The following is a 23,129-nucleotide window of genomic DNA, read 5'->3' as shown; positions in this document are numbered from 1 at the left end:
CACGTCTTTCTCGGCTGCCTACGCGGCATGTCCGCATTTTTAATCGCCTTATTAGGTTGGCCTTCCTCGTGCGAACACGGTTCCTCGTTTGCTGCCGCATAGGCAGCTGAGAAAGCATAAATTGGGAATGGTTCGGTTCCCACGTACATAACGCGGGGTGTTAAACATACTCTCCATCGAGCGTTACCATGGTGTCCACAAATGCGTTGCTTCGTGAATGATCGTAGATACTCTAGAGTCGCCATAAGCGCTCCAATCCCGCATTACGCAGAACGCCTTACTTACGGCAAAAGTGCGCGTTCTAGTATCCGGCGCGCAAACGTGCGCTGCCTTGCCGCGCGATGTCTATCGCCGCCTGACAAATAAAACAAAAACGCCCCGCAAGCAGCGTTGAACGATACGATCTTGCCATCGGGACATTGAGATCATCGAAACCGAAACGGAGGGCATCGTTGAACTCCGCAACTAGACCAACGGGCGGGCCTGAAAGAAGACGAAGCAGGATGGCAATAGAGAAGCCCGCTCGAAAGCGGGCTTGAGTGGACCTGGGCTTCTACACCGCTGGCGAAAGTTTAACCGCAAGGGTTTTCGCCAGGCAGGAACTCGATGAGCAATCGATCGCGCTCTGAAGAAGGAACTGTCGCTTCTCCCTTCAACTGCTCAACATCTCTGTTTAGCCTTGCGTCCGATACACCTAGTTGCCGTAGATATGCGATTGCAGAGTCTACTCGCATGTTCGCAATTGCACGTGCGCTTGGCCGATCAGCCTCGATGAAGCCATAGACAACAACGGCTCCATTTCTAGCAGCACTGTTCTTTGCGTCGATGAAGAGCTTCGCTATTTCCACGCGATCAAGATTGGAGATAGTCGCGTCGTTCGGTTCAATCTTGGCGGCATATTGCATCGAGAAACTGCAAGCGTCTGCGTTCTCAGTGTGCAAAAGCAAGCCAAGCATAATGCTACTCGTCAGCGCTGCAAACGTACCACGCAATATTATCCGCATTTTTCATCGCCATGTTTGGTTCTTCAATTGCGAGTCTTTGTGCCATGAATTGACCATAGTAGATGGATTTATAATCAACAGTTGCAAAGGTATCTTCGAAATGCGAGCATTCGTGTACGAGAGTAAGCTGCATCGAGTCTCTTCTGCTTTTTGTTACCTGTGGCAGCGTGCAAAATTTCTCGTGAATGGCAATGGTATGCGTAGCCGTGTCGGGTGAGCAAACATGCGCTACTACCCCGTCAGGGGCATTGATATTTGGCACGCAACCCAACACCTTTTCGGCTTCCGGGTCGGGACGAATAAAATTTTTTGGCCGCAATCCATTCATAACCCCGCTTAAGGCGTTTGATTTTTTGACTAGTTCTTGCCGCATCGCCTCGTCCGTGCTGCCGAAGTAGGCCTTGACTCGAGCTTGCTCTTTGGCCCAAAGCGTAGATAAGGCCAGCACTCGAAGATTGATAAGTTTGAGCGCGTCATCCCGCAATCTCATCATCAATTGCCGAAATTCGGCGTTCGTCATGTTAGGGCAGATGGGCGTCGTATTGACAAAAACATCAACCGTCAAACCTTCTACCGTGTTTGTCATCGCTTCGCCGACCGTGAACCATTCTGGATGATTCCCTCCACCCGGTGGCATGCCGTAAGTACTTTCCATTCCTTCTATCCTTTTTTCAACTCGCGACGTTTTTGCATTGCTTTTTTAATGCCGACGGTTTGCCTTGTGCGTCCGTGGTCCCGTCGAGCGTCAAACCCGAAGCCGTATGCCGGCGATATCGCACGCCGCACAACGGTTGAACAGTTTCGTCATGTTGAACGACCTGCTGGTTATAGATGACTAACGGCCTGAACAGACCGTCATGTTGCTTGTTGCTGAATGTCCTGCCGCACTGCCGCTGCTGTCTTCAATAAGAATGTCGGCATTACTTCCCGCATCACGCTATCCATGTCGCACGGGCACCGCACGCGGTTCCCGTTCAGCACGCTTGGGCGCACGTTCAACGTGAGAGTGTCACCGCTACCGTGTATGTTGAACCGGCGTTCGCATATCCCACACGTAGCCTCTCTAAATGAAGGGCTACTCGTTTCGCTTCATCGAAAGTTGTCGAGATAATGGCGAGTACCATGCCGCCCGTGGTAGTCCTATCGGCGTGTCGTACGGCAAATTTCATCATAGCTGTACGTCGAGTTGGATTGAGCCGGGTTTGCTTGTCTTGATGCGTTGAGTTCGCCCAGCTGTGTCCGTGGTTCCCTCAAAGAAGGCCCCGGAACCGGTACGCACGCGATAGCATACATTCGCGAGGGGTTCGCCTGTCGCATGGTCGCGCAACGTGAATGTTTCGTCATAGTTTAAGGCGGCGGACGACTTCGCGAAGCCGCTTGACACAGCGACCTCGGCCGACGCGGGGCGCGCTTCGCTGTCGTCAATGATCCTGTGCCGACGGCCGTAGACCGAAAAGATAGTAGGCATGGTCGCACATTTACACGCTACATGATCGCCGTCTACAGCCTGAAGTCTGCCGAGAATGTTCGTGCGTCGATGCCGCCTAAGCCGTGCGCCTTCGACAATCGTTCCCTCCGTGCCGCATGCGGCACAGAAAGCAAAGTCGCCGATACGTGCCGCAGTTCGGAGTCGGCCGCTTTGATCCGCGATCCTGAAAGGGGCGGCCCCTCGAATGACATAACTGTCTTTGTGACTGCTAAGTGGATCGCCTTCTACCGCAGCATAATAAATAGTCATGCCGTGCTCTCACGTCGTTAGCGCGCACAGATACTTAGTTTTGCCGTCTTGTGTGCTCACGTTTTATCTCCGTCCAAGGTTAAATGTCCTATGACGGTATCGCGAAATAGTTCGATGGAGCATTGAAATTTGTAAAATCAGTCTTGCAATGAGAGCGTTGCTAAGAGGCAGCGAGTGCGCAGCCGACCGAGAAAACTTAAGTTTGCCGACGCTTAGGCTTAGAAGTCGACCGGGAGCTGCAGCCTAGTGCAGAAGTTGTCTGCCGCCGCGTAGCCAACCGCCAAATAACCCCGACTGAAAAGCCATCACCCAAACCCCTCCGCCCGCTCGCCCAAGCCGCCAAAGAAACCCGAAACCACCCACCCATACACCCCACCCTATACAAACGATAAGAATGTTTTTCTATCGACAACGCCGTAAGTGCCCCACCATGACACGATTCGATAAAAGCGGAGACGATCATGGCAAGCACCACGGATTTGAAGCGCTACGAACTGCTGATCGGCGGCGAGTTCGTCCGGCCCGGCGGCGCGGAATACTCGACGAATCTCGATCCCGCCACTGAAGAGCCGATCGCCTACGTCGCGCAAGGCACCGCCGCCGATGTCGATCGCGCCGTGATCGCCGCCCGCGCAGCGCTCAAGCCATGGAACGCCATTCGCGCGGCGGATCGCGGGCGCATTCTGATGAAGCTCGCCGACCTCCTGCGCCAAAATCAGGACGAACTCGCCGCGCTCGAAAGTCTCGACGGCGGCAAACCGATCGCGGCCGTGCATCGGCAAGACGTGCCCGCCGCCATCGACACGCTGACCTACTACGCCGGCTGGTGCGACAAAATCAACGGCCAGGTCGTCCCCGCGCGACCCGACGCGCTCACCTACACCGTGCGCGAGCCGGTCGGCGTCGTCGCGGCCATCGTGCCGTGGAATTTTCCGCTGATGATCGGCATGTGGAAGATCGCGCCCGCGCTTGCCTGCGGCTGCACGCTGATCGTCAAGCCCGCCGAAATCACGCCGCTCTCCGCGCTGATGATCGGCCGGCTCGCGCTCGAAGCCGGCGTGCCGCCCGGCGTGCTCAATATCGTGACGGGCAAGGGTTCGGTCGTCGGCGATGCGCTCGTCGCGCATCCAGGCATCGACAAAGTGACGTTCACGGGATCGCCATCGGTGGGACGCGGCATCCTGCAAGGCGCGGCAGGCAACTTCAAACGCGTCACGCTAGAGCTGGGCGGCAAATCCGCCAACGTTATTTTCGGGGATGCCAACATCGACGGCGCCGTGCGCGCGGCCGCCTCGGGCATCTTCTTCAACGCAGGGCAGGTGTGTTCGGCGGGCTCGCGCATCCTGGCGCAACGCACGGTCTACGACGAAGTGGTCGAGCGCCTCGCCGAACGCGCGCGCACCATCAAGCTCGGCGATCCGTCGAAGCGCGAAACCAACATGGGCCCCGTCATCTCCGCCAAACAGATGCAGAGCGTGCTGAATTACGTGGACATCGGCAAGGAGGAGGGCGCGTCGCTCGTGACGGGCGGACGGCGCGTCGGCGAGCGCGGTTACTTCGTCGAGCCGACCGTATTCGCGAACGTCGAACACGAGATGCGCATCTCGCAGGAAGAAATCTTCGGACCGGTCGCAAGCGTGATTCCGTTCGATGACGAAGCCGACGCGCTACGCATCGCGAACGGCACGCTGTATAGCCTCGCGGCGGGCGTGTGGAGCGCGGATATCGGACGCGTGCATCGCATGGCGGCGGGGCTCAAGGCGGGCACGGTGTGGATCAACACTTACGGCTATACAGATGTGCGCTTGCCCTGGGGCGGCTCCGGCGATTCCGGCTTCGGCCGTGAACACGGCGATGTCGCCATCGAAAACTTTACGGAGCCCAAGGCGGTTTGGGTTTCATTGACGCCTTGATACGGGCTTTTCAAACAGCGGCAGCTTTGAATGTAGGCTGCTGCTTGTTTCTGTAGAGAGCGCGTTCGTCGGCGTTCGGATTGCCTCACCTGCACAACCCAATGCCGAAAGGCGACCCGCACTAATGCCGGTCCGCCTTTCGAAAATCATGAAAGCGCGTTCAACGTCCCATACGAATACCGAAGCCGAGAATCAAGCTCGCACCTCTTTTCCTTCGTCATCCCGCGCACGCCAAAGCCGCGCGCGCTGCGTGCTGTCTTCATACTGCACGGTGTTTTGGCGGCACGCTTCGATTGTCGAATTCTTCCGCTCGACAATTGCGCCGCAAAGAAACTCCGCGCTATAAGCCTTCAAAAGATGGGGCGAATGCGTCGCGATATATTGGGCGATCTTTCCGTAATCGCTTTCGGTCGAAGCGAGCGCGCGGTAGGTATCGGCATCCCAACGGAACATCAGGTCGAGCTCTTCGAATGCAGTATTGAAAGCGCACACTTGCGCCTGAACTTCGCGGTCGTCGCTTAAGGTCGCATGACTCATGTTCGTCTCCTGTATGGCCGTGGGGCTTCCATGCAGGATAGGGAACTCGATCCATTTACGAAAATTAAACTTTCTTCGCGTTTATATTTCGGATGACTTATACATCGGGTTTACCGGTACTCGCGACAATATGCGTAATCGCTTCGATCTGAGCCGCGCCTTCATCGACGAGAAATTGCTTGAATGCCAAGGCAACCGGAGGCAAACGCTTGTTGTTTCGATGAACGACGAACCAGTTGAGCATGACGGGAAAACCCTTGATATCCAGCACCGCGAGTTTGCCGACTTGCAATTCCATGCTGATGGTGTGAGCAGACAAAAAGCTCACGCCCATGCCCGCAATGACAGCCTGCTTGATGGTTTCCGTGCTGGTTATCTCCATTGCCACATTCAGATTGGCGAGCCGGCCGGCAAAGCCTTCTTCCATCGAATTCCATGTGTCGGAACCGCGCTCACGAACGATAAACGGTTCATCCGCAAGCGCTTCTAGCGGCACGTCCTTGAGCCCGACCAGCGGATGATCCGGCGGCGCAACGATCACATACGGATGCGGTGCGAAAGAGATATTCACCGTGTCCATGTCGCGCGGCGGCCGAACCATGACGGCCAGGTCGGTGAGATTATCAGTCAGTTGATGCAGCAGTTCCTCGCGATTATGGACCGCAAGGTTGAGGCGGACATCCGTATTACGTTTGGTGAATGCCGCAAGCAAGCGCGGAAAGAAGTAGTCGCCCGCGCTAATGACCGCCACGTTGAGCGTACCGCCCGAAACCCCTTTGAGCCGCGCCATGGCGTCATCGGCTTCGCGGAATTGTTCGAGGATCGCGCGGCTGTGATGAAGCATCTCGTTGCCCGCGGTCGTGAGATAAATCTTTTTGCCGAGTTGCTCGAAAAGCGGCATGCCTGCATGTTCTTCGAGCTGTTTGACCTGAGTGGAAACAGCCGGCTGAGTGAGATAAAGCTCTTCGGCCGCGCGGGAAAAGCTCAACCGGCGTGCAACCGTTTCGAAGATTTTGAGTTGACGCAGGGTAGCATTACGCAGCACGGCGGGCCCTCATCCATTCACGATACTGAATTTATACAATAATTTTTTCTAACTTTCCTTAATCGTTTATATCCCCCACGATGCTTTCACGTCCTGCCAGTCTGTAAGACTTTCAAGGGCGAAGCGCACGGCCCCCACGGCGCGGCATCTTTAGCACCCAGCCAAAAAACGAAGCCTGCAAAGGCCGCATCAACCATCCAGCTCTATTGGGAATCGCTCGAAATGATTCTTCGATCGCCTGACGCGGATGCTTGCCGGATGTTCTCATCCATCGCCTTGTTCGATACGCGTTGCCACGCCCACGCCCGCGTTGCGTTACCCGAGCACTTTCCCTGACCGACCGCCACGCCGCCGACGCGCATATCGATGCACTCGCGCCGGCATCTCGCTGTAAATCAAGCGCCGCACGAGCGCGAATGAATAACGGAGACAGACATGGCAAGCGCAGACACGGTTGTGTCCGGGCAACCGCACGGGCGTCATCACAACAGGTGGGTTCAGTTGACGATCGGTATCCTGTGCATGGGACTCGTCGCCAACCTTCAATATGCATGGACGCTGTTCGTCGTACCGATGGATGCCAAGCACCATTGGGGCCAAGCGGCGATCCAGACCGCCTTCACCATCTTCATCGTCACCGAAACCTGGCTCGTGCCCGTCGAAGGCTGGCTCGTCGATAAGTTCGGGCCCCGGCCCGTCGTCATAGGCGGCTCGATCTGCGCGGCCATCGGCTGGTGCATCGATGCGCATGCGACCAGCCTCATGCATCTCTACATCGCGGCCGTGGTGGCGGGCGTGGGCGCGGGCTGCGTGTACGGCACGTGCGTGGGCACGGCGCTCAAGTGGTTCCCGGACAAGCGCGGCCTTGCGGCGGGTTTGACGGCCGCTGGTTTCGGCGCGGGCGCGGCGGTCACGGTCATCCCCATCTCCAACATGATTCAGAGTGCGGGCTACGAGCACGCGTTCATGTTCTTCGGCATCTTCCAGGGCGTGTGCATCTTCCTGCTCGCGCTCATGCTGATTCGTCCGAAGCCGCCCTTGAACGTGGTTCCGGCCAAGCGCGTGGTGTCCACGAAAATCGACTACACCACCGGGCAGATGGTGCGTGCGCCGCTCTTCTGGGTGCTGTACCTGATGTTCGTGTTCGTCGCGGCGGGCGGCGTGATCGCCACGGCGCAGTTCGGCCCCATCGCCAAGGAATACGGCTTCGCGAAGATGCCCGTGAATATCCTCGGCGTGACCTTGCCGCTGCTTGCGATGACGCTGTCCATCGACAACCTGTGCAACGGTTTCACACGGCCTTTGTGCGGCTTCATTTCGGACAAGATCGGCCGCGAGAACACCATGTTCATCATCTTTCTGGGCGAAGGCGTGGCGCTGCTCGGGTTGATGCAGTTCGGCCACAACCCTTACATGTTCATGTTGTTCGCCGCGCTTACGTTCCTGTGCTGGGGCGAGATATTCTCGATTTTTCCCGCCACTTGCGCGGATACTTTCGGCAGCAAATACGCGGCGGCCAACGCGGGCACGCTTTACACGGCAAAAGGCACGGCGTCGATGCTGGTGCCGCTTGCCTCGGTGCTCGCGTCGATTGGTTCGTGGAACGCGGTCTTCATCACGGCGGCGATCACGTCGATTGCAGCGGGCCTGTGCGCTAAGTTCGTGCTCGCGCCGATGCGCAAACGCTGGATCGAAAACACGGTCGCCGAAACGGCCGCGGATTCGTCGATCAACGCGTCGTTTCAGGCGGGCTGGAGCGACGCGCCGCGCAAACCGTCGGTGCAGTGAGCGAGCGGCATGCGCGATCGTCGAGATGAAATCGCGCCGCCGCTTTGCGTATCGCTGCATCAGTTGCGGTTGTTCGTCACGCTCGCGCGGCATCGCAGTTTCACCCGCGCGGGCGATGAATTCGGTATCACGCAGTCGGCGGTCAGCCGCAGCATCCGCGAACTCGAGGATGAACTCGCGCTGCGGCTTTTCGACCGCACGACGCGTCAGGTCGCGCTCACCGATACCGGGCGTACGCTGCTCGGGCGCATCGCGCCGCTCGTCGAGGAACTCGAAGCGACGCTGCGGCCGCGCACCGCGAACGAAGCCGAACCGGGCGTCGTCAATCTTGCCAGCAGTTGCAGCCTGACCGCGAGCGTGTTGCCTGCGTTGCTCGGCTCGTGTCATGAGCGGCATCCGGGAATCGCGGTCACGGTGATGGACCGGCCGCAGAACGCCGTGCTGCAACTGGTGCGTTCGGGCGAAGCGGACATGGGGCTCGTGATCGCGCCCGGGAGTCTCGACGAACTCGTTGCGGAACCGCTATTCGACGACGACCTCGTTGCCGTCGTCAACGTGTCGAGCCCGCTTGGCGATGCGGACTATATCGACTGGACGCAACTGCGCGCTTCGCCACTTCTCCTCCTCGATGACGACACCGGCAGCCTCGATGCCATCGAAGGCGCGCTTGCGCGTCACGCGGTGACGGGCGCCTTGCGTCAGCGTCTCGCGCAGCCGATTGCCGTCGCGCGAATGGCGCAGGCGGGACTTGGCATCGGCGTCTTGCCGATGCATGCGCGGATGGCTTGCGAGACCATCGGCGTGCGGTTCGTGCCGCTTGCGCCGCGGGCCGTGCGAACGGTGATGCTCGTGCGGCGGCGCGGGCATGCGTTGCGGGCGAATGCGGCGCATGTGTGGTCGCATGTTGCTGCGTCTTCGTTGCGGAGTTCGATGGCGTTTCAGGCTGCGTGAATCTGCGCGGACGCCACGCAGGCGTGTCATACGTCGAGTGCTATGCATCGTCACCCCGCGGTGCGCAGAACCTTAGTCGTCGCTATCGAACTGTTTCACGCGGCGCGCGCGCTTAATTCGCTTAGCAGGCTCTCCCTAAACGACACGACACAAACGCGCTCCTCGTGCGGGTTTCCGCTCGCCCGAAACCGCGCGATTCGCCTTGTCGCTCCCCATCATGGAATGTAGTATCTTGTATATCAGAAGGTGATCCGCATACAACCTCAGGAGACGAATCATGAAGATCTGCGTGTATGGCGCCGGTGCGATCGGTGCATATATGGGCGCACAACTCGCGCGGGCTGGAGCGGACGTCAGCTTCGTGGCGCGCGGGCCGCATCTCGCGGCAATGCAAGCGAACGGCGTGAAGCTTCAGATCGATGGCGAGGAACACGTCGTCAAAGTCCGCTGCACGAACAATCCCGCCGAACTCGGCCCGCAAGATTTCGTGATCATCGCGCTGAAGGCGCATTCGGTGCCGGGCGTCGTCGATCTCATTCCGCCGCTCCTTGGACCCGATACGGCGATCATCACCGCCGTCAATGGCCTGCCTTACTGGTACTTCTACGAGCATGGCGGCGAACTCGCCGGAACGACGCTGCAAAGCATCGACCCAGGCGGGCGGCAGTGGAGCGTGTTCGGACCTGAGCGCGCAATCGGCTGCGTGCTGCTGCCGGCGGCGGAGATCGCGGAGCCGGGCGTCATCAAGCATGTGTACGGCAAGAAGTTTCCCATCGGCGAACCGAGCGGCGAGATCACCCCGCGCCTGCAGGCGCTGCACGACATCATGGCCGCCGCCGACATGGAAGCGCCGATGCGCGACAACATCCGCGATGAAATCTGGCTCAAGCTCTGGGGCAACCTGTGTTTCAACCCGATCAGCGCGCTCACGCATGCGACGCTCGACGTGCTGACGAGCGACCCCGGCACGCGCGCGCTTTCCAAAGCGATGATGCTGGAAGCAAAAGCAATCGGCGACAAGATCGGCGTCAACTTTCGCGTCGATGTGGAGCGGCGCATCAATGGCGCGGGCGCGGTGGGCGCGCACAAGACATCGATGCTCATGGACTGCGAAGCCGGCCGCCCGATGGAGATCGATCCGCTCATCACCGTCGTGCAGGAAATCGGGCGCCTCGTGAAAGTCGAGACACCGATGATCGATGCCGTTCTCGCATTGATCAAGCTGCGCGAAGGCGTGAACCAAGGCACGGCCAAGGCTTTACCGCCCCCGCAAACGCAGAAAGCCGCCTAAACTGCATCCAGGAAGCCGGCGTTGTTTCTGATATACAAGATGCAAAATATGTTGAAATGTATTGCAACGCAACATATACTGAGGGCTCTTGAAGATTAACCGGAGCCTGAAATGAGCATCGCCTTGTTGGTTGTCATCGGATTCGCGCTGGTTGCCGTGGGTGTGGGCGTTACGTTTATGATTGCGTCGGCGGTGCCGCAGGACATGCTGCAGCGCGCACAGGATCACGGTCGGTTTGCCGGTCTCGCGGCGGACGACCAGAACGGCGGTTCGGGCAAGCGTGTCGATGCTTCCCGCCCGCACATGGGAACTCAAGTCATCAATGCCATCTGATACTCAATCCGTAGACCGGCCGGACGTTCGCCCAAGCGGCCTTACGCTGTCGCTCGAGCCGATCAATGCCACGGTTTCGCTGCGCGATCAGGCGTACGCGAAGCTGCGGCAGGCAATAGCGGAAGCGGACATCTACCGTTCGCGGGAAGAGATCCGTCTCGACGAAAAAGAACTGACCGAAGCACTGGGCGTAAGCCGCACGCCCATTCGGGAAGCCATGACGCTGCTGGAACAGGAAGGTTTTCTGCGAACCGTGCCGCGTCGCGGCGTGTATATTTTGCGCAAGACCAAGCGCGAGATCGTCGAGATGATCCACATGTGGGCGGCGCTGGAAAGCATGGCGGCGCGCCTTGCCACGCAGCGCGCGTCGGACGAAGAAATCGCGCAGTTGCGCCACATGTTCGACAACTTCCGCGACGCCACGCCGGCAGAGCACATCGACGAATATTCGGAAGCGAATATCGCGTTTCATCAGGCTATCGTGCGGCTGTCGAAGTCGCAAATCATCTTCGACACGATCAAGAACATCTTCGTGCACGTGCGCGCCATTCGCAAGATGACGATCTCGCAGAGCGACCGCGCGTCGCGCTCGATCGTCGATCACATGCGGATTATCGAGGCGCTCGAGAAGCGCGACACGGAACTGGTCGAGCGGCTGGTGAAGCAGCATTCGCTGGATCTCGCCGCGTTCGTCGAGGCGAATTGCGACTTTCTCGATTGAGTCCGAACTGAAAGCTGGCAGGCAGGTTGACAAAGGCCGCGTGACGATTAACGTCACGCGGCCTTTTTTTATCCTGCACAGCCGAGACTGCGTTACCCGCTGCCGGTGGCTCGCGCGCGTCTGCACGCTGACAGGATTGACGACGGCTGTCCGACTATCTCGCCGCGCCGGGGGAGCCACTCAATTCCTCATGGCGCCCTTGCTCACCGCATCGCGTGAAGCATCGTTTCGCCGAGCGCGGCGGGGGAATCGGCGACATGAATGCCCGCTGACTTCATTGCGTCGATCTTCGCGCTTGCCGTGCCCGAACCGCCCGAAATAATCGCGCCCGCGTGCCCCATGCGGCGTCCCGGCGGCGCGCTCGTGCCGGCGATAAACCCGACCACCGGCTTCTTCGTGTTCGCGTCCTTCAGAAACTGCGCGGCTTCTTCCTCCGCCGATCCACCGATCTCGCCGATCATGATGATGCCTTCAGTCGCGTCGTCTTCGAGAAAGAGCGCGAGGCAATCGATGAAATTCGTTCCGTTCACCGGATCGCCGCCAATGCCGATGCAGGTCGTCTGCCCGAGCCCCGCAGCGGTGGTCTGCGCGACGGCTTCATAAGTGAGCGTGCCCGAGCGCGACACCACGCCTATTTTCCCCGGCCGATGAATATGCCCCGGCATGATGCCGATCTTGCATTGCCCAGGCGTGATGACGCCCGGACAATTCGGCCCGACGAGCCGGCTGCGCGAGCCGGTGAGCGCGCGCTTCACGCGCAACATGTCGAGCACCGGAATGCCTTCGGTGATACAGACGATGAACGGCACCTCCGCGTCGATGGCTTCGAGGATGGCATCGGCGGCGAAGGGCGGCGGTACGTAGATGACGGATGCATCCGCGCCGGTTTTCGCGACCGCGTCGGCGACGGTATCGAACACGGGCAGGTCGAGATGCGTCGTGCCGCCCTTGCCCGGCGTCACGCCGCCAACCATGCGCGTGCCGTACGCAATCGCCTGCTCGGAATGGAACGTGCCCTGCGCGCCGGTGAAGCCCTGGCAGATGACCCTGGTATTGCTATCGATCAGAACGCTCATTGTCGGCTTCCTCGTCAGTGATGAGCAGCGGCGACGGCGCCGACGATCTTGTCGGCGGCATCGGCGAGATTTTCAGCGGGGATGATGGTGAGGCCGGAGTTGCGCAGAATCTCGCGGCCCGCGTCGACGTTCGTGCCGGCAAGGCGCACGACGAGCGGCACGCGCAGGTCGATCTCGCGCGCGGCCGCGACCACGCCTTCCGCGATCACGTCGCAGCGCATGATGCCGCCGAAGATGTTGACGAGAATGCCTTGCACTTTGGGGTCGCGCAGAATCAGCTTGAACGCGGTCGCGACACGTTCCTGGGTCGCGCCGCCGCCCACGTCGAGGAAGTTGGCGGGCTCGCCGCCGTAGAGCTTGATGATGTCCATGGTCGCCATGGCGAGGCCCGCGCCGTTCACCATGCAGCCGATGTTGCCGTCGAGCTTCACGTAATTGAGGCCGTGTTTCGCGGCTTCGATTTCGGCGGCATCTTCCTCGTCTTCGTCGCGCAATGCTTCGATATCGGGATGCCGATACAAAGCGTTGTCGTCGAAATTGAGCTTGGCATCGAGCGCGATGACATCGCCGGAACCGGTGACGACGAGCGGATTCACTTCCACGATGGAGGCATCCAGATCGACGAACGCCTGATAAAGCGCCGCAATGAATTTCGATGCCGCCGCCACTTGCTTGCCGCTCAAGCCTAGCCCGAACGCGACTTCGCGCGTGTGAAAGGGCTGGAGACCCGTCGCCGGATCGACCGACACCTTGAGAATTTTCTCCGGCGTGCGATGCGCCACTTCCTCGATCTCCATTCCGCCTTCGGTCGACGCCATGATCGTGATGCGCGACGTGGCGCGATCCACCAGCATGCCGAGGTAGAGCTCGCGTGCGATGTCGCAGCCTTCCTCGATATAAAGCCGTTTTACTTCCTTACCCGCAGCGCCGGTTTGCTTGGTCACGAGCACCGACGCGAGCATCTGCTGCGCGTTTTCTTGCACCTCGTCGACAGATTTGACGACGCGCACGCCGCCTTTGCCGTCGGGATCGTTGGCGAAGCGGCCCGCGCCGCGTCCGCCCGCATGAATCTGCGATTTCACGACCCAGACCGGGCCGCCGAGGGCGCGCGCCGCGTTGGCCGCGTCGATCGCGGAGAAGGCAACCTGGCCTTGCGGTACGGCGACGCCGTACTTCCGCAGCAGCGCCTTCGCCTGATATTCGTGGATATTCATCGTGTCTCCCTAGTCGTCGGTTCTCTGAGCGCAACCGGGCTTCAGCGACTGCGACGGTGCGCTGAAATATGATATATCACATATCACGATAAGATTTCACGCCGTTTTGTTGATGCTCTGCAGCACGAAACACGCGCTTAAGAAGATGCGGAGGCGCTATGAAGGGATGACGCATTGCATCACAGGGTTTTCGCCATCGCTCGACACTTGACTAATACTGTGTGTGGAATATTGTATATCACAGCAACCGGACGGCAGCGCGACGTCACGGAAGCCTTGAACACAACCCCCTTCGAGGAGGAGACAAACAATGTCCGAAGTCGTCAGCAGCCGTCCGGAAGTCGCTCCCGCCACCACCACCGCGGATGACACGCTCAAACAAAAAACACGCGGCGCGGGTGTCGTCTCGGGCGGCCATTTGGTCGCCCGAGCGCTCAAGAACGAAGGCGTCGATACCATCTTCACGCTGTGCGGCGGTCATATCATCGATATCTACGATGGCTGCGTCGATGAAGGCATTCGCATCATCGATGTCCGTCACGAACAGGTCGCCGCCCACGCCGCCGATGGCTACGCGCGTCAGACCGGCAAGCTCGGTTGCGTCGTCACCACGGCCGGCCCCGGCTGTACCAACGCGGTGACAGGTGTCGCCACGGCGTTTCGCTCGGAAAGCCCGATCATCCATATCGGCGGGCAGGGCGCGTTGACGCAGCACAAGATGGGCTCGCTGCAAGACCTGCCGCACGTCGACATGATGGCGCCGATCACCAAGTTCGCCGCCACCGTGCCGAGCACCGAACGCGTCGCCGACATGATCTCGATGGCCGCGCGTGAAGCCTTCAACGGCGCGCCCGGCCCGGCGTACCTGGAGATTCCGCGCGATGTGCTCGACCGCGAAATCGATGTCTCCAAGGCCGTGATTCCGCAGCCGGGACGGTATCGCGCATCGACGAAATCGGTGGGCGATCCGCTCGATATCGAGAGGCTGGCCGATCTGCTGGTCGACGCCGAGCGTCCCGCGATTCTCTACGGCCAGCAAGTGTGGACCGCGCGCGGTCACGAAGAAGCCATCGCGCTGTTGCGCGGCCTCGACGTTCCCGGCTACTTCAACGGGGCGAGCCGCGGCCTCTTGCCGCCGGGCGACCCGCATCACTTCGACCGCACGCGTTCGCAAGCCTTCGCGAAGGCCGATGTGATCGTGATCGTCGGCACGCCATTCGACTTCCGCATGGGTTACGGCAAGCGCATCAGCCGCGATCTGAAGCTCGTGCAGATCGACATGGATTACCGCACGGTCGGCAAGAACCGCGATATCGATCTCGGGCTCGTAGGCGACCCGGGCGCGATCCTCGGTGCGGTGCTGCAAGCGGCGAGCGGACGCATCAAGAACGACAAGCGCCAGAGCCGTCAGGCGTGGATGCGCGAACTCGCAGCGGCGGAAGAAACCGCGACGGCCAAGCTGATGCCGCTCTTCACGTCCGACGCGAGCCCGATTCATCCGTACCGCGTCGCGCACGAAATCAACCAGTTTCTATCGGACGACACGATCTATATCGGCGATGGCGGCGACGTCGTGACCATTTCCGCGCAGGCCGTGCGTCCGCGCCGTCCGGGTCAGTGGATGGACCCCGGCGCGCTCGGTTCGCTCGGCGTCGGCACGGGCTTCGCCATCGCGGCGGGTCTTGCGAACCCCGAAAAGGAAGTACTCTGCTATTACGGCGACGGCGCTTTCTCCATGACTTCGTTCGACATGGAAACCGCGAATCGCTTCGGCGTGCCGTATCTCGCCGTCATCGGCAATAACTCGGCGATGAACCAGATCCGCTACGGCCAGCTCGCCAAGTACGGTCAGGAGCGCGGCAACGTCGGCAATCTGCTCTCGGACGTGCCGTATGGCCGCTTCGCCGAAATGCTCGGCGGCTATGGCGAGGAAGTGTACGAGGCCTCGAAGATCGCGGGCGCGTTGCAGCGTGCGCGGGAATCGATCGCCAAGACGGGCAAGAGCGCGGTCGTCAACATCTGGGTCGATCCGACCGTGTACGCCCCCGGCACGATGGCTCAAACGATGTACAAATAAAGCCACTGACAAGCCACTGAAGACATTGGGAGACAGCCATGAATAATTCGGGCAAGGCACTGGATGGCGTGCGCATCCTAGATTTCACGCACGTTCAGTCGGGGCCGACCTGCACGCAGTTGCTCGCGTGGTTCGGCGCGGACGTCATCAAGGTGGAGCGCGCGGGCGCCGGAGACATCACGCGCGAGCAGTTGCGCGATATCCCCGACGCCGACAGCCTCTACTTCACGATGCTCAACCACAACAAGCGTTCGATCACCATCGATACGAAGAATCCCGAAGGCAAGAAGGTGCTCGAAACGCTCGTCAAGAAGTGCGACGTGCTGGTCGAGAACTTCGCGCCGGGCGCGCTCGATCGCATGGGCTTTACGTGGGAGCGCATTCAGGAGCTGAACCCGAAGATGATCGTGGCGTCGGTCAAGGGCTTCGGGCCCGGACCGTACGAAGACTGCAAGGTGTACGAGAACGTGGCGCAATGCGCGGGCGGCGCGGCATCGACGACGGGTTTCGACGATGGCCCGCCGGTCGTCACCGGCGCGCAGATTGGCGACTCGGGCACGGGCTTGCACCTCGCGCTCGGGATCGTCACGGCGCTGTATCAGCGCAATGCAACCGGGCGCGGCCAGCGCGTGCTCGCGGCGATGCAGGACGGCGTGCTGAACCTGTGCCGCGTGAAACTGCGCGATCAACAACGGCTCGAACGTACCGGCACGATGAAGGAATATCCGCAGTATCCGAACGGCACATTCGGTGAGGCGGTGCCGCGCGCGGGCAACGCCTCGGGCGGCGGTCAGCCGGGCTGGATTCTCAAGTGCAAGGGTTGGGAGACGGACCCGAACGCGTATATCTACTTCATCACGCAGGCGCCGGTCTGGGGCGAAATCTGCAACGTGATCGGCAAGGAAGAGTGGATCGACCATCCTGATTACAAGACGGCCAACGCGCGCCTGCCGCATCTGAAGGACATCTTCGCGGAGATCGAGCGCTGGACCATGTCGAAGACCAAGTTCCAGGCCATGGAAATTCTCAACAAACACGACATTCCGTGCGGCCCGATTCTCTCGATGAAGGAAATCGCCGAAGAGCCGTCGCTCAGAAAAACCGGCACCGTCGTCGAAGTGGATCATCCGGTGCGCGGCAAGTATCTGACGGTTGGCAATCCGATCAAGCTGTCGGATAGTCCGACCGAAGTCGTGCGCTCGCCGCTGCTTGGCGAACACACCGACGAAGTCATGGCCGAACTCGGCTACTCGCCCGATCAGATCGCGACGCTGAGAAGCCTCGGCGCAATCTAAACGCCTCATTCGATGCCTGTCGCGCCGCCTCCTCGTGATGCGGCGTGGAGTGGCACGTCCATACGAACGGAGACAAGTCAGATGAACAGCACCGTTGTGCAGGAACGCAATGACTCTTCGACGCAAATCGCGAACGCTATCCCGCTGCATGCAGCCGATGCGAAACGCCGCGTGGCGGAAGTGTTCGATCGCGTGAAGGCGGAAGGGCGCACGTCGCTCACGGCGCCGGAAGGCAAGCTCGTCTGCGATGCATACGGCATCGCCGTGCCGCGGGAAGGCGTCGCGACGAGCGCGGACGATGCGGCGAAACTCGCGTCGTTCATCGGCTTTCCGGTGGTGCTGAAAATCGTCTCACCGGAGATTCTGCACAAGACGGAAGCGGGCGGCGTGCTCGTCGGCGTGAAGAACGAAGCCGATGTCAAAGCCGGCTTCGCGACGATCATCGAGAACGCGAAGAGCTACGACGAGAACGCCACGGTCCTCGGCGTGCAAGTTCAGCAGATGGTCGGCGCGGGACAGGAGGTGATCATCGGCGCGGTGACCGATCCTTCGTTCGGCAAGCTGATCGCGTTCGGGCTAGGCGGCGTGCTCGTCGAAGTGCTGAAAGACGTGACCTTCCGGCTCGCGCCCGTCACGCGTGACGAAGCCGCCTCCATGCTCGACGGCATTCAGGCGGCTGAAGTGCTGCGCGGCGTGCGGGGCGCGGAGCCGGTGCATCGCGAGAGTCTCGTCACGCTGATCGAGCGCGTGTCGCGCCTCATCGACGACTTCCCGCAAATCTCGGAGATGGACCTGAACCCGGTTTTCGCGAGCCCGAGCGGCGCGGTGGCGGCGGACGTGCGCATCGTGATGGACTTCGAGCCTGCCGCGCCGCGTTACCGGCCGACGCAGGAGCAGATCGTCGCGCAGATGAACCGCATCATGAAGCCAGACGCACTCGCCGTGATTGGCGCGTCGAACGAGGACGGCAAGATCGGCAATTCGGTGATGAAGAACCTCATCAACGGCGGCTACCAGGGCGCGATCTATCCGATCCATCCGAAAGCCGACGAGATCATGGGCCACAAGGCGTACAAGAGCGTGAAGGACGTGCCCGGCGTGATCGATGTCGCGGTGTTCGCCATTCCCGCGAAGTTCGTCGCGCAGGCGCTCGTCGAAGTCGGCGAGAAGCAGATTCCCGGCGCGGTGCTGATTCCTTCGGGCTTCGCGGAGACAGGCAATCACGAAGGCCAGGAAGAACTCGTGCGGATTGCGCGTCAATACGACATTCGCATGATGGGCCCGAACATCTACGGTTTCTACTACACGCCCAAGAATCTCTGCGCGACCTTCTGCACGCCGTATGACGTGAAGGGCAAGGCGGCGCTGTCGTCGCAATCCGGCGGCATTGGCATGGCGATCATCGGCTTTTCGCGTTCGGCGAAGATGGGCGTCTCGGCAATCGTCGGGCTCGGCAACAAGTCGGACATCGATGAAGACGACCTGCTCACGTTCTTCGAGCAGGACGACAACACCGAGATCATCGCGCAACACTGCGAGGACTTGAAAGATGGCCGCGCGTTTGCCGAAGCCGCGAAGCGCGTATCGAAGAAAAAGCCGGTCGTGGTGCTGAAGGCCGGACGCACGAGTCTCGGCGCGCGTGCGGCCAGTTCGCACACCGGCGCGCTCGCGGGCAACGACAAGATCTACGAAGACGTGTTTCAGCAATGCGGCGTGATCCGTGCGCGGTCGCTGCGCGATTTACTGGAGTTCGCGCGCGGCATTCCCAAATTGCCGACGCCCAAGGGCGAGAACACGGTCATCATCACGGGCGCGGGCGGCTCGGGCGTGTTGCTCTCGGACGCGTGCGTGGACAACGGCCTGTCGCTCATGACCATGCCCGACGATCTCGACGCCGCATTCCGCAAGTTCATTCCGCCGTTCGGCGCGGCGGGCAATCCGGTGGACATCACGGGCGGCGAGCCGCCGACGACCTATAAGAACACGATCAAGCTTGGCCTCGAAGACGAACGCGTCCATTCGATCATCCTCGGCTACTGGCATACCATCATCACGCCGCCGATGGTCTTCGCGAAGCTCGTGATCGAAGTGAAGGAGGAGATGAAGGCGCGCGGTATCGAAAAGCCGATCGTGGCGTCGCTCGCGGGCGACGTGCAAGTGGAGGCGGCGGCGGAGTATCTATACGCGCATGGCGTGCCGGCCTATGCTTATTCGACCGAATTGCCAGTGGCGGTGCTCGGGGCGAAATATAAGTGGGCGCGCGGCGCGGGATTGATCTGAGCAAAGCGGGGCGCTTAGGCGCCCCGCGGCGCCCCTTCCTAATCACACGGACCTTCATAGTGACCACCTGGATTCGTTTTCGCGATGCCGACGGCCGTATTGGCTTCGGCACGCTCGATCCGCACTCCGGCCGCGTCGTGCAGTACGACGGCGCATTGTTCGGGCAAGCACGTCCGACCGACATTTCCTTCGCCGCCGACGACCTCACCCTGCTCGCGCCTTGCGAACCGAGCAAGGTCATCGCGTTGTGGAACAACTACTACGCGTTGTCGCAGAAGCTCGACAAGGCGCCTCCTGCGCATCCGCTCTTTCTGATCAAGCCGCCAATGTCCGTGATCGGGCCAAACGAGTCGATCAAGCGGCCGAAAAGTTATCACGGCAAGATTGCGTACGAGGGTGAACTGGGAATCGTGATCGGCAAGACGGTTTCGGGCGCGTCGGTGGAAGAGGCCGAGGCGGCCATTTTCGGCTATACGTGCGTGAACGATGTCACCGCCATCGAACTCTTGCAGGAAGATCCCAACTTCGCGCAATGGTGCCGCTCGAAGGCCTTCGATACCTTCACGTGTCTCGGGCCCGCCATCGTTACGCCGGGCAACGGCTTCGACTGGCGCGCGGCCCACGTGGTCACGACGCTGGACGGCGTCGAGCGTCAAAATTATCCGCTCGACGACATGATCTTTTCGCCCGCCGAGCAGGTTAGCCTGCTGTCGCACGACATGACGCTCGTTCCCGGCGATGTCATCGCGTGCGGTACGTCGATCGGCGTGGGATCGATCAAGGACGGCGCGCGCGTGGAAGTGACGATTCGCGGAATCGGTACTCTGGCGAACACGCTCGCGGCCTGAAGCGGTGTGAGCGGTGTGAGCATCGTGCAATGAAAAACGGCAAAGCCGACTTGCGGACCTTGCCGTTTTTTCACGCCTGGCGCCATGCGAGATGGCGCCGCGCGTCGATGTCTCAACGATCGCGATTCCAAAGCGCGCCGAGCACGAAGCCCACGGTCGCCGCGATCAGCAAACCGTTGATCGGTTGACTCGCCACCGCCACGCGCAATTGATCCACGGTCTCACCGTAGCTCTGCTGCAGCGAGCCGAGCGCCTGCCGCGTCTTGCCGGCCACTTGCGTTTCCGAGTCGCCCGTAAGCGCGCCAACCGCATCCTGCACCTTGCCCACGACCTGTTGCGCCGCGCCTTCCACTTGATCCTGCACCATGGTGCCTCCCTTCTCGTCTGTAGCGGTTATGGTCAATGTTGCAGCGGGCTGATCTTGCGGCATCCCGGCAACGTCCGAGTGAAACAAGGAGCACGCTTCGTGCCCAAGGTCAGGCGTCGCCGAGTTTATGTTTAACCAGATCGAGCAAATCGTCGATGGAAAGCGGTTTGCGGCGAAACTGCGCGTTGGCGTGTTCCAGCGTGGGCGCATGCGCCGCCGCGCTCATGAGAATCACGGGAACCTGTGCGAGCGAGTCGTTCGCCGCCAGTTCGCGGATGAAGGCAACGCCGTCCATGTGCGGCATCATCCAGTCGGTGATGACGAGGTCGGGCGGATTCGCGCGCGCGGATTCGAGCGCCACGCGCCCGTTCGACGCGGTCGTCACTTCGTAGCCTTCCATTTCGAGAATGAGGCGCCAGGTTGTGAGGATGTCGAATTCGTCGTCGACGACGAGGATTTTTTTCATGCTCGCTGGCCGGGGTCCGACACAGAAAGCGCAGGCGCCAACGACGGATGTCCGGACAGCAGACCCGTCGAGCCGATGAACCCTTCGCTGATATGCAATCCGCGCGAATCGATCGCGAGACGGCGGATCGCCGTATCGTGCGAACCTTCGCGCTGTTTGACCACCGACACCATGCGATACAGCGACGAGTTTGCCTCGACATAGCGCAGGAGCACGATGTTTTCGGTCATCGCGGACGCCCGCAAGGTGGTGGGCGTCGTCGAATCGCCGTAGAGCGGCAACTCTTCCGTCACGAGCGTGGTGACGCCGGCTTCGCGCAGACGGTGCGTGAGCGCGTTCAAGAATAGCCCGAGGCGCTCGGTGCGGTTGGCCGACTGAAAGAAGCCGTCGACGCCATCCACCACGAGCCGCGACGCCTTCGAGCGCTGGATCGACGCAATCAGTTCCGAGGCAAGTTCGTCGATGGCGAGTTCCACGGCGGGATGCCATTCCAGTAGCAAATGGCCGCTATCGACAGCGTCTTTCAGGTCGATGCCGACCGACGCCGCCTTCGCGATCAGCCGCTCCGGCGACTCGTAAAGCCCGAAGTAGACGCACTGCTCGCCGCGCGCCACGCCCGCCTGCAAAAACTTGAGCGCGAGCAGCGTCTTGCCGACGCCCGAGGGCCCGATAAAGGTGGTGGTCGAACCGCGCACCACGCCGCCGCCGAGCATCTGATCGAAATCGGGGAAACCGAAGGCAAGACGGCTTTCGAAGTCCGGCACGTCCTGCGCATTCGCCGACGACGCTTCGAGTCGCGGGAAGGTCACGAGTCCGTCCGCCGTGATCTTGAAGAAATGCTTACCGAGCAGATGATCGCGCGCGCGCAGCTTATGCACTTCGATCTCCCGTGCGCGGCGCATTCCGGTGTTGTAGCGGTTCAGCTCGATCAAGCCATCGACCAATGTGTGCTCGGGATGCGGCTCGTTGCCGGACAGCGGCGCGAGGATGAGCGTCGTGCAACGCGCGGCGCTCACGAAGGCCGACAACTCGTGGATGAATTGCGAGAGTTCGAGTTCGGTCGAACTGAATTCGCGGGCGCTGCGAAAGCCGTCGATGACCATGAAACGCGGGCGGCTCGTGCGGATGGTCGCCGCGATGAGCGAGAGAAAGCCGGACAGGCCGTCGCGTATCAGTTCGTGGTAACCGCTCACGAACAGCATGCGTTCGGAGATGGCGTCGGCGTCGTAGAACGACATTGCCCGGAGGTGCGACAGCAGCTTCGTGTGCGATTCGGCGATCAGCGTGATGTATAGCACCATGTCGCCCTGGCCCACGCGATGAAAACCGATCTGCGACGAAAGGATCGTCTTTCCCGCGCCAGCCATGCCTTCGATCATGTACAAACCACCTTCGGCGAGACCGCCGCCCAGAATCTCGTCCAGACCTGCCACGCCAGTCGTGACGTTGCCGTCGTTGGGTATGGTCTGTCGGGGCGAAACGGTGGGGAGCTTGTCGTCTTGGGTCATGGAGTGTTCGTTTTACTTGGCGATCCGTTTGAGCGAACGCGAATTATGGCTGACTCCGAGCAACAATGGGATCTTCCGTCGGTCGTGAAAGCCCGTCTGCCTTGGCGCTGGATGGCAACCCATCGATGGGCAGAGGCGCGCGTTGGATTCCCGTTCCTGCAAAAAGGGTGGCGCTAAAGGTTTGAACTCTACTCGTCCGCATTTTTCACGCCCGCTCGTCTTCTCGGGAGCGCATCCCAAAAATAGGACGAAATTGAGAACCTTCTCATGGGCTATGACGCTTGGCCCTGTTGAAATGGCATCCATGCATTAACGAGGGCCGAAGATGGATCGAGGCCTTTTCCGTTCCAGGCGTTACGCGCCGTTTCATTTCAGGTCAACCATGTCCCGTCCGAACTCGCTTTCAAGCATCGTCACGCTCACGCTTTGTCTCGTTTCTTCGTTTCCGATTTCAGTTTCATGCGCGAATGCCGGCGAACGGCTGCCCGATTCGCGCATTCTTTCGGCGGCTCCGTTCAATTTTCACGCGGACAAGGAAATCTTCTCGCGCCTACCGGCAAAACCCGTGGATTCGCGCATCTTTTCGCCCAATAAGCCCGAACGCTACAACGGCGATTCGCGAGTGGCACAAACGCGATTCGATCACGCGCAAATGATTTGATTTGGAAGAGTAGAGC

At 60.5% G+C, this 23,129-nt stretch carries 19 protein-coding genes; 10 read left to right on the top strand and 9 right to left on the bottom strand.

The features are described 5' to 3' along the window. Nucleotides 1-572 precede the first annotated feature (572 nt). Both NCR98_RS18640 and NCR98_RS18635 read right to left on the bottom strand, forming a co-directional pair. Nucleotides 573-905 (bottom strand): hypothetical protein, encoded by a 333-nt coding sequence (locus tag NCR98_RS18640; protein ID WP_250526905.1) that lies wholly within the window; start codon nt 903-905, stop codon nt 573-575. 55 nt (nt 906-960) lie between these two features. After that, the gene (locus NCR98_RS18635; protein WP_250526904.1) at nt 961-1,659 is read right to left on the bottom strand and encodes a M35 family metalloendopeptidase; all 699 of its coding nucleotides are present in this window, start codon (nt 1,657-1,659) and stop codon (nt 961-963) included. Nucleotides 1,660-3,203: 1,544 nt separating this feature from the next. Here NCR98_RS18635 and NCR98_RS18630 point away from each other — a divergent pair. Next, entirely contained in the window at nt 3,204-4,655 is a 1,452-nt protein-coding gene (locus NCR98_RS18630) for an aldehyde dehydrogenase family protein (protein ID WP_244829239.1), read from the top strand. A 192-nt stretch (nt 4,656-4,847) separates the two neighbouring features. On the opposite strand, the gene NCR98_RS18625 is transcribed toward NCR98_RS18630, so the two are convergent. Together NCR98_RS18625 and NCR98_RS18620 are read right to left on the bottom strand one after the other, a co-directional pair. After that, nucleotides 4,848-5,192, bottom strand: a complete 345-nt coding sequence (locus NCR98_RS18625; protein ID WP_250493641.1) for a hypothetical protein — start codon at nt 5,190-5,192, stop codon at nt 4,848-4,850. Between the two features lie 97 nt (nt 5,193-5,289). Next, nucleotides 5,290-6,234 (bottom strand): LysR family transcriptional regulator, encoded by a 945-nt coding sequence (locus NCR98_RS18620; RefSeq protein WP_244829679.1) that lies wholly within the window; start codon nt 6,232-6,234, stop codon nt 5,290-5,292. Nucleotides 6,235-6,672: 438 nt separating this feature from the next. On the opposite strand from NCR98_RS18620, the gene oxlT reads away from it, so the two are divergent. From oxlT to NCR98_RS18595, 5 genes are all read left to right on the top strand, one after another. Beyond that, on the top strand, nt 6,673-8,025 hold the full coding sequence (gene oxlT, locus NCR98_RS18615; protein WP_244829241.1) for an oxalate/formate MFS antiporter: 1,353 nt from the start codon (nt 6,673-6,675) through the stop codon (nt 8,023-8,025). Between the two features lie 9 nt (nt 8,026-8,034). Next, entirely contained in the window at nt 8,035-8,976 is a 942-nt protein-coding gene (locus NCR98_RS18610; protein WP_250526903.1) for a LysR family transcriptional regulator, read from the top strand. 277 nt (nt 8,977-9,253) lie between these two features. Further along, nucleotides 9,254-10,267, top strand: a complete 1,014-nt coding sequence (locus tag NCR98_RS18605; RefSeq protein ID WP_250526902.1) for a 2-dehydropantoate 2-reductase — start codon at nt 9,254-9,256, stop codon at nt 10,265-10,267. Between the two features lie 111 nt (nt 10,268-10,378). Then, complete coding sequence (locus NCR98_RS18600; protein WP_244829244.1) at nt 10,379-10,600, top strand: hypothetical protein; 222 nt, start codon at nt 10,379-10,381, stop codon at nt 10,598-10,600. Beyond that, nucleotides 10,590-11,321 carry a GntR family transcriptional regulator gene (locus tag NCR98_RS18595; protein WP_244829245.1) on the top strand — a complete coding sequence of 244 codons (732 nt, stop codon included), beginning with the start codon at nt 10,590-10,592 and terminating at the stop codon, nt 11,319-11,321. The genes NCR98_RS18600 and NCR98_RS18595 overlap by 11 nt, the downstream gene beginning before the upstream one ends. A gap of 203 nt (nt 11,322-11,524) precedes the next feature. Here the strand turns inward: NCR98_RS18595 and sucD are convergent, their stop codons facing one another. After that, on the bottom strand, nt 11,525-12,397 hold the full coding sequence (gene sucD, locus NCR98_RS18590) for a succinate--CoA ligase subunit alpha (protein WP_250467436.1): 873 nt from the start codon (nt 12,395-12,397) through the stop codon (nt 11,525-11,527). Nucleotides 12,398-12,411: 14 nt separating this feature from the next. Continuing rightward, entirely contained in the window at nt 12,412-13,611 is a 1,200-nt protein-coding gene (gene sucC, locus NCR98_RS18585) for an ADP-forming succinate--CoA ligase subunit beta (RefSeq protein WP_250526901.1), read from the bottom strand. Between the two features lie 310 nt (nt 13,612-13,921). On the opposite strand from sucC, the gene NCR98_RS18580 reads away from it, so the two are divergent. The 4 genes from NCR98_RS18580 to NCR98_RS18565 all read left to right on the top strand — a co-directional run bounded on the left by NCR98_RS18580 (nt 13,922) and on the right by NCR98_RS18565 (nt 20,111). Further along, the gene (locus tag NCR98_RS18580) at nt 13,922-15,688 is read left to right on the top strand and encodes a thiamine pyrophosphate-binding protein (RefSeq protein ID WP_250526900.1); all 1,767 of its coding nucleotides are present in this window, start codon (nt 13,922-13,924) and stop codon (nt 15,686-15,688) included. 38 nt (nt 15,689-15,726) lie between these two features. Further along, nucleotides 15,727-16,983, top strand: coding sequence for a formyl-CoA transferase (gene frc / locus NCR98_RS18575; RefSeq protein ID WP_250526899.1), 1,257 nt, complete (start codon nt 15,727-15,729; stop codon nt 16,981-16,983). Between the two features lie 81 nt (nt 16,984-17,064). Beyond that, nucleotides 17,065-19,263 carry an acetate--CoA ligase family protein gene (locus NCR98_RS18570; RefSeq protein ID WP_250526898.1) on the top strand — a complete coding sequence of 733 codons (2,199 nt, stop codon included), beginning with the start codon at nt 17,065-17,067 and terminating at the stop codon, nt 19,261-19,263. Nucleotides 19,264-19,322: 59 nt separating this feature from the next. Beyond that, nucleotides 19,323-20,111 carry a fumarylacetoacetate hydrolase family protein gene (locus NCR98_RS18565; RefSeq protein WP_250526897.1) on the top strand — a complete coding sequence of 263 codons (789 nt, stop codon included), beginning with the start codon at nt 19,323-19,325 and terminating at the stop codon, nt 20,109-20,111. A gap of 112 nt (nt 20,112-20,223) precedes the next feature. Here NCR98_RS18565 and NCR98_RS18560 read toward each other — a convergent pair whose 3' ends face one another. From NCR98_RS18560 to NCR98_RS18550, 3 genes are all read right to left on the bottom strand, one after another. Beyond that, complete coding sequence (locus NCR98_RS18560; RefSeq protein WP_244829251.1) at nt 20,224-20,478, bottom strand: CsbD family protein; 255 nt, start codon at nt 20,476-20,478, stop codon at nt 20,224-20,226. Between the two features lie 109 nt (nt 20,479-20,587). Continuing rightward, on the bottom strand, nt 20,588-20,944 hold the full coding sequence (locus NCR98_RS18555; protein WP_250526896.1) for a response regulator: 357 nt from the start codon (nt 20,942-20,944) through the stop codon (nt 20,588-20,590). Continuing rightward, entirely contained in the window at nt 20,941-22,452 is a 1,512-nt protein-coding gene (locus tag NCR98_RS18550; protein ID WP_250526895.1) for an ATPase domain-containing protein, read from the bottom strand. Before NCR98_RS18550 ends, NCR98_RS18555 begins: the two co-directional genes overlap by 4 nt. Nucleotides 22,453-23,129 lie beyond the last annotated feature (677 nt).

The organism is Caballeronia sp. GAWG2-1 (assembly GCF_023631405.1).
Classification (GTDB): Bacteria; Pseudomonadota; Gammaproteobacteria; order Burkholderiales; family Burkholderiaceae; genus Caballeronia.
The sequence above is the reverse complement of the archived record's forward strand: the minus strand, read 5'-3'. Positions and strand labels throughout refer to the sequence as shown.

Bases quoted from the DNA above. Each gene is read 5' to 3' on its own strand.
- NCR98_RS18550 (WP_250526895.1), bottom strand. From the start codon at position 22,452: ATGACCCAAGACGACAAGCTCCCCACCGTTTCGCCCCGACAGACCATA.
- NCR98_RS18640 (WP_250526905.1), bottom strand. From the start codon at position 905: ATGCAATATGCCGCCAAGATTGAACCGAACGACGCGACTATCTCCAAT.
- NCR98_RS18630 (WP_244829239.1), top strand. From the start codon at position 3,204: ATGGCAAGCACCACGGATTTGAAGCGCTACGAACTGCTGATCGGCGGC.
- NCR98_RS18595 (WP_244829245.1), top strand. From the start codon at position 10,590: ATGCCATCTGATACTCAATCCGTAGACCGGCCGGACGTTCGCCCAAGC.
- NCR98_RS18635 (WP_250526904.1), bottom strand. From the start codon at position 1,659: ATGGAAAGTACTTACGGCATGCCACCGGGTGGAGGGAATCATCCAGAA.
- NCR98_RS18625 (WP_250493641.1), bottom strand. From the start codon at position 5,192: ATGAGTCATGCGACCTTAAGCGACGACCGCGAAGTTCAGGCGCAAGTG.
- NCR98_RS18560 (WP_244829251.1), bottom strand. From the start codon at position 20,478: ATGGTGCAGGATCAAGTGGAAGGCGCGGCGCAACAGGTCGTGGGCAAG.
- NCR98_RS18555 (WP_250526896.1), bottom strand. From the start codon at position 20,944: ATGAAAAAAATCCTCGTCGTCGACGACGAATTCGACATCCTCACAACC.
- NCR98_RS18610 (WP_250526903.1), top strand. From the start codon at position 8,035: ATGCGCGATCGTCGAGATGAAATCGCGCCGCCGCTTTGCGTATCGCTG.
- oxlT (WP_244829241.1), top strand. From the start codon at position 6,673: ATGGCAAGCGCAGACACGGTTGTGTCCGGGCAACCGCACGGGCGTCAT.
- sucC (WP_250526901.1), bottom strand. From the start codon at position 13,611: ATGAATATCCACGAATATCAGGCGAAGGCGCTGCTGCGGAAGTACGGC.
- frc (WP_250526899.1), top strand. From the start codon at position 15,727: ATGAATAATTCGGGCAAGGCACTGGATGGCGTGCGCATCCTAGATTTC.
- NCR98_RS18570 (WP_250526898.1), top strand. From the start codon at position 17,065: ATGAACAGCACCGTTGTGCAGGAACGCAATGACTCTTCGACGCAAATC.
- NCR98_RS18600 (WP_244829244.1), top strand. From the start codon at position 10,379: ATGAGCATCGCCTTGTTGGTTGTCATCGGATTCGCGCTGGTTGCCGTG.
- sucD (WP_250467436.1), bottom strand. From the start codon at position 12,397: ATGAGCGTTCTGATCGATAGCAATACCAGGGTCATCTGCCAGGGCTTC.
- NCR98_RS18580 (WP_250526900.1), top strand. From the start codon at position 13,922: ATGTCCGAAGTCGTCAGCAGCCGTCCGGAAGTCGCTCCCGCCACCACC.
- NCR98_RS18605 (WP_250526902.1), top strand. From the start codon at position 9,254: ATGAAGATCTGCGTGTATGGCGCCGGTGCGATCGGTGCATATATGGGC.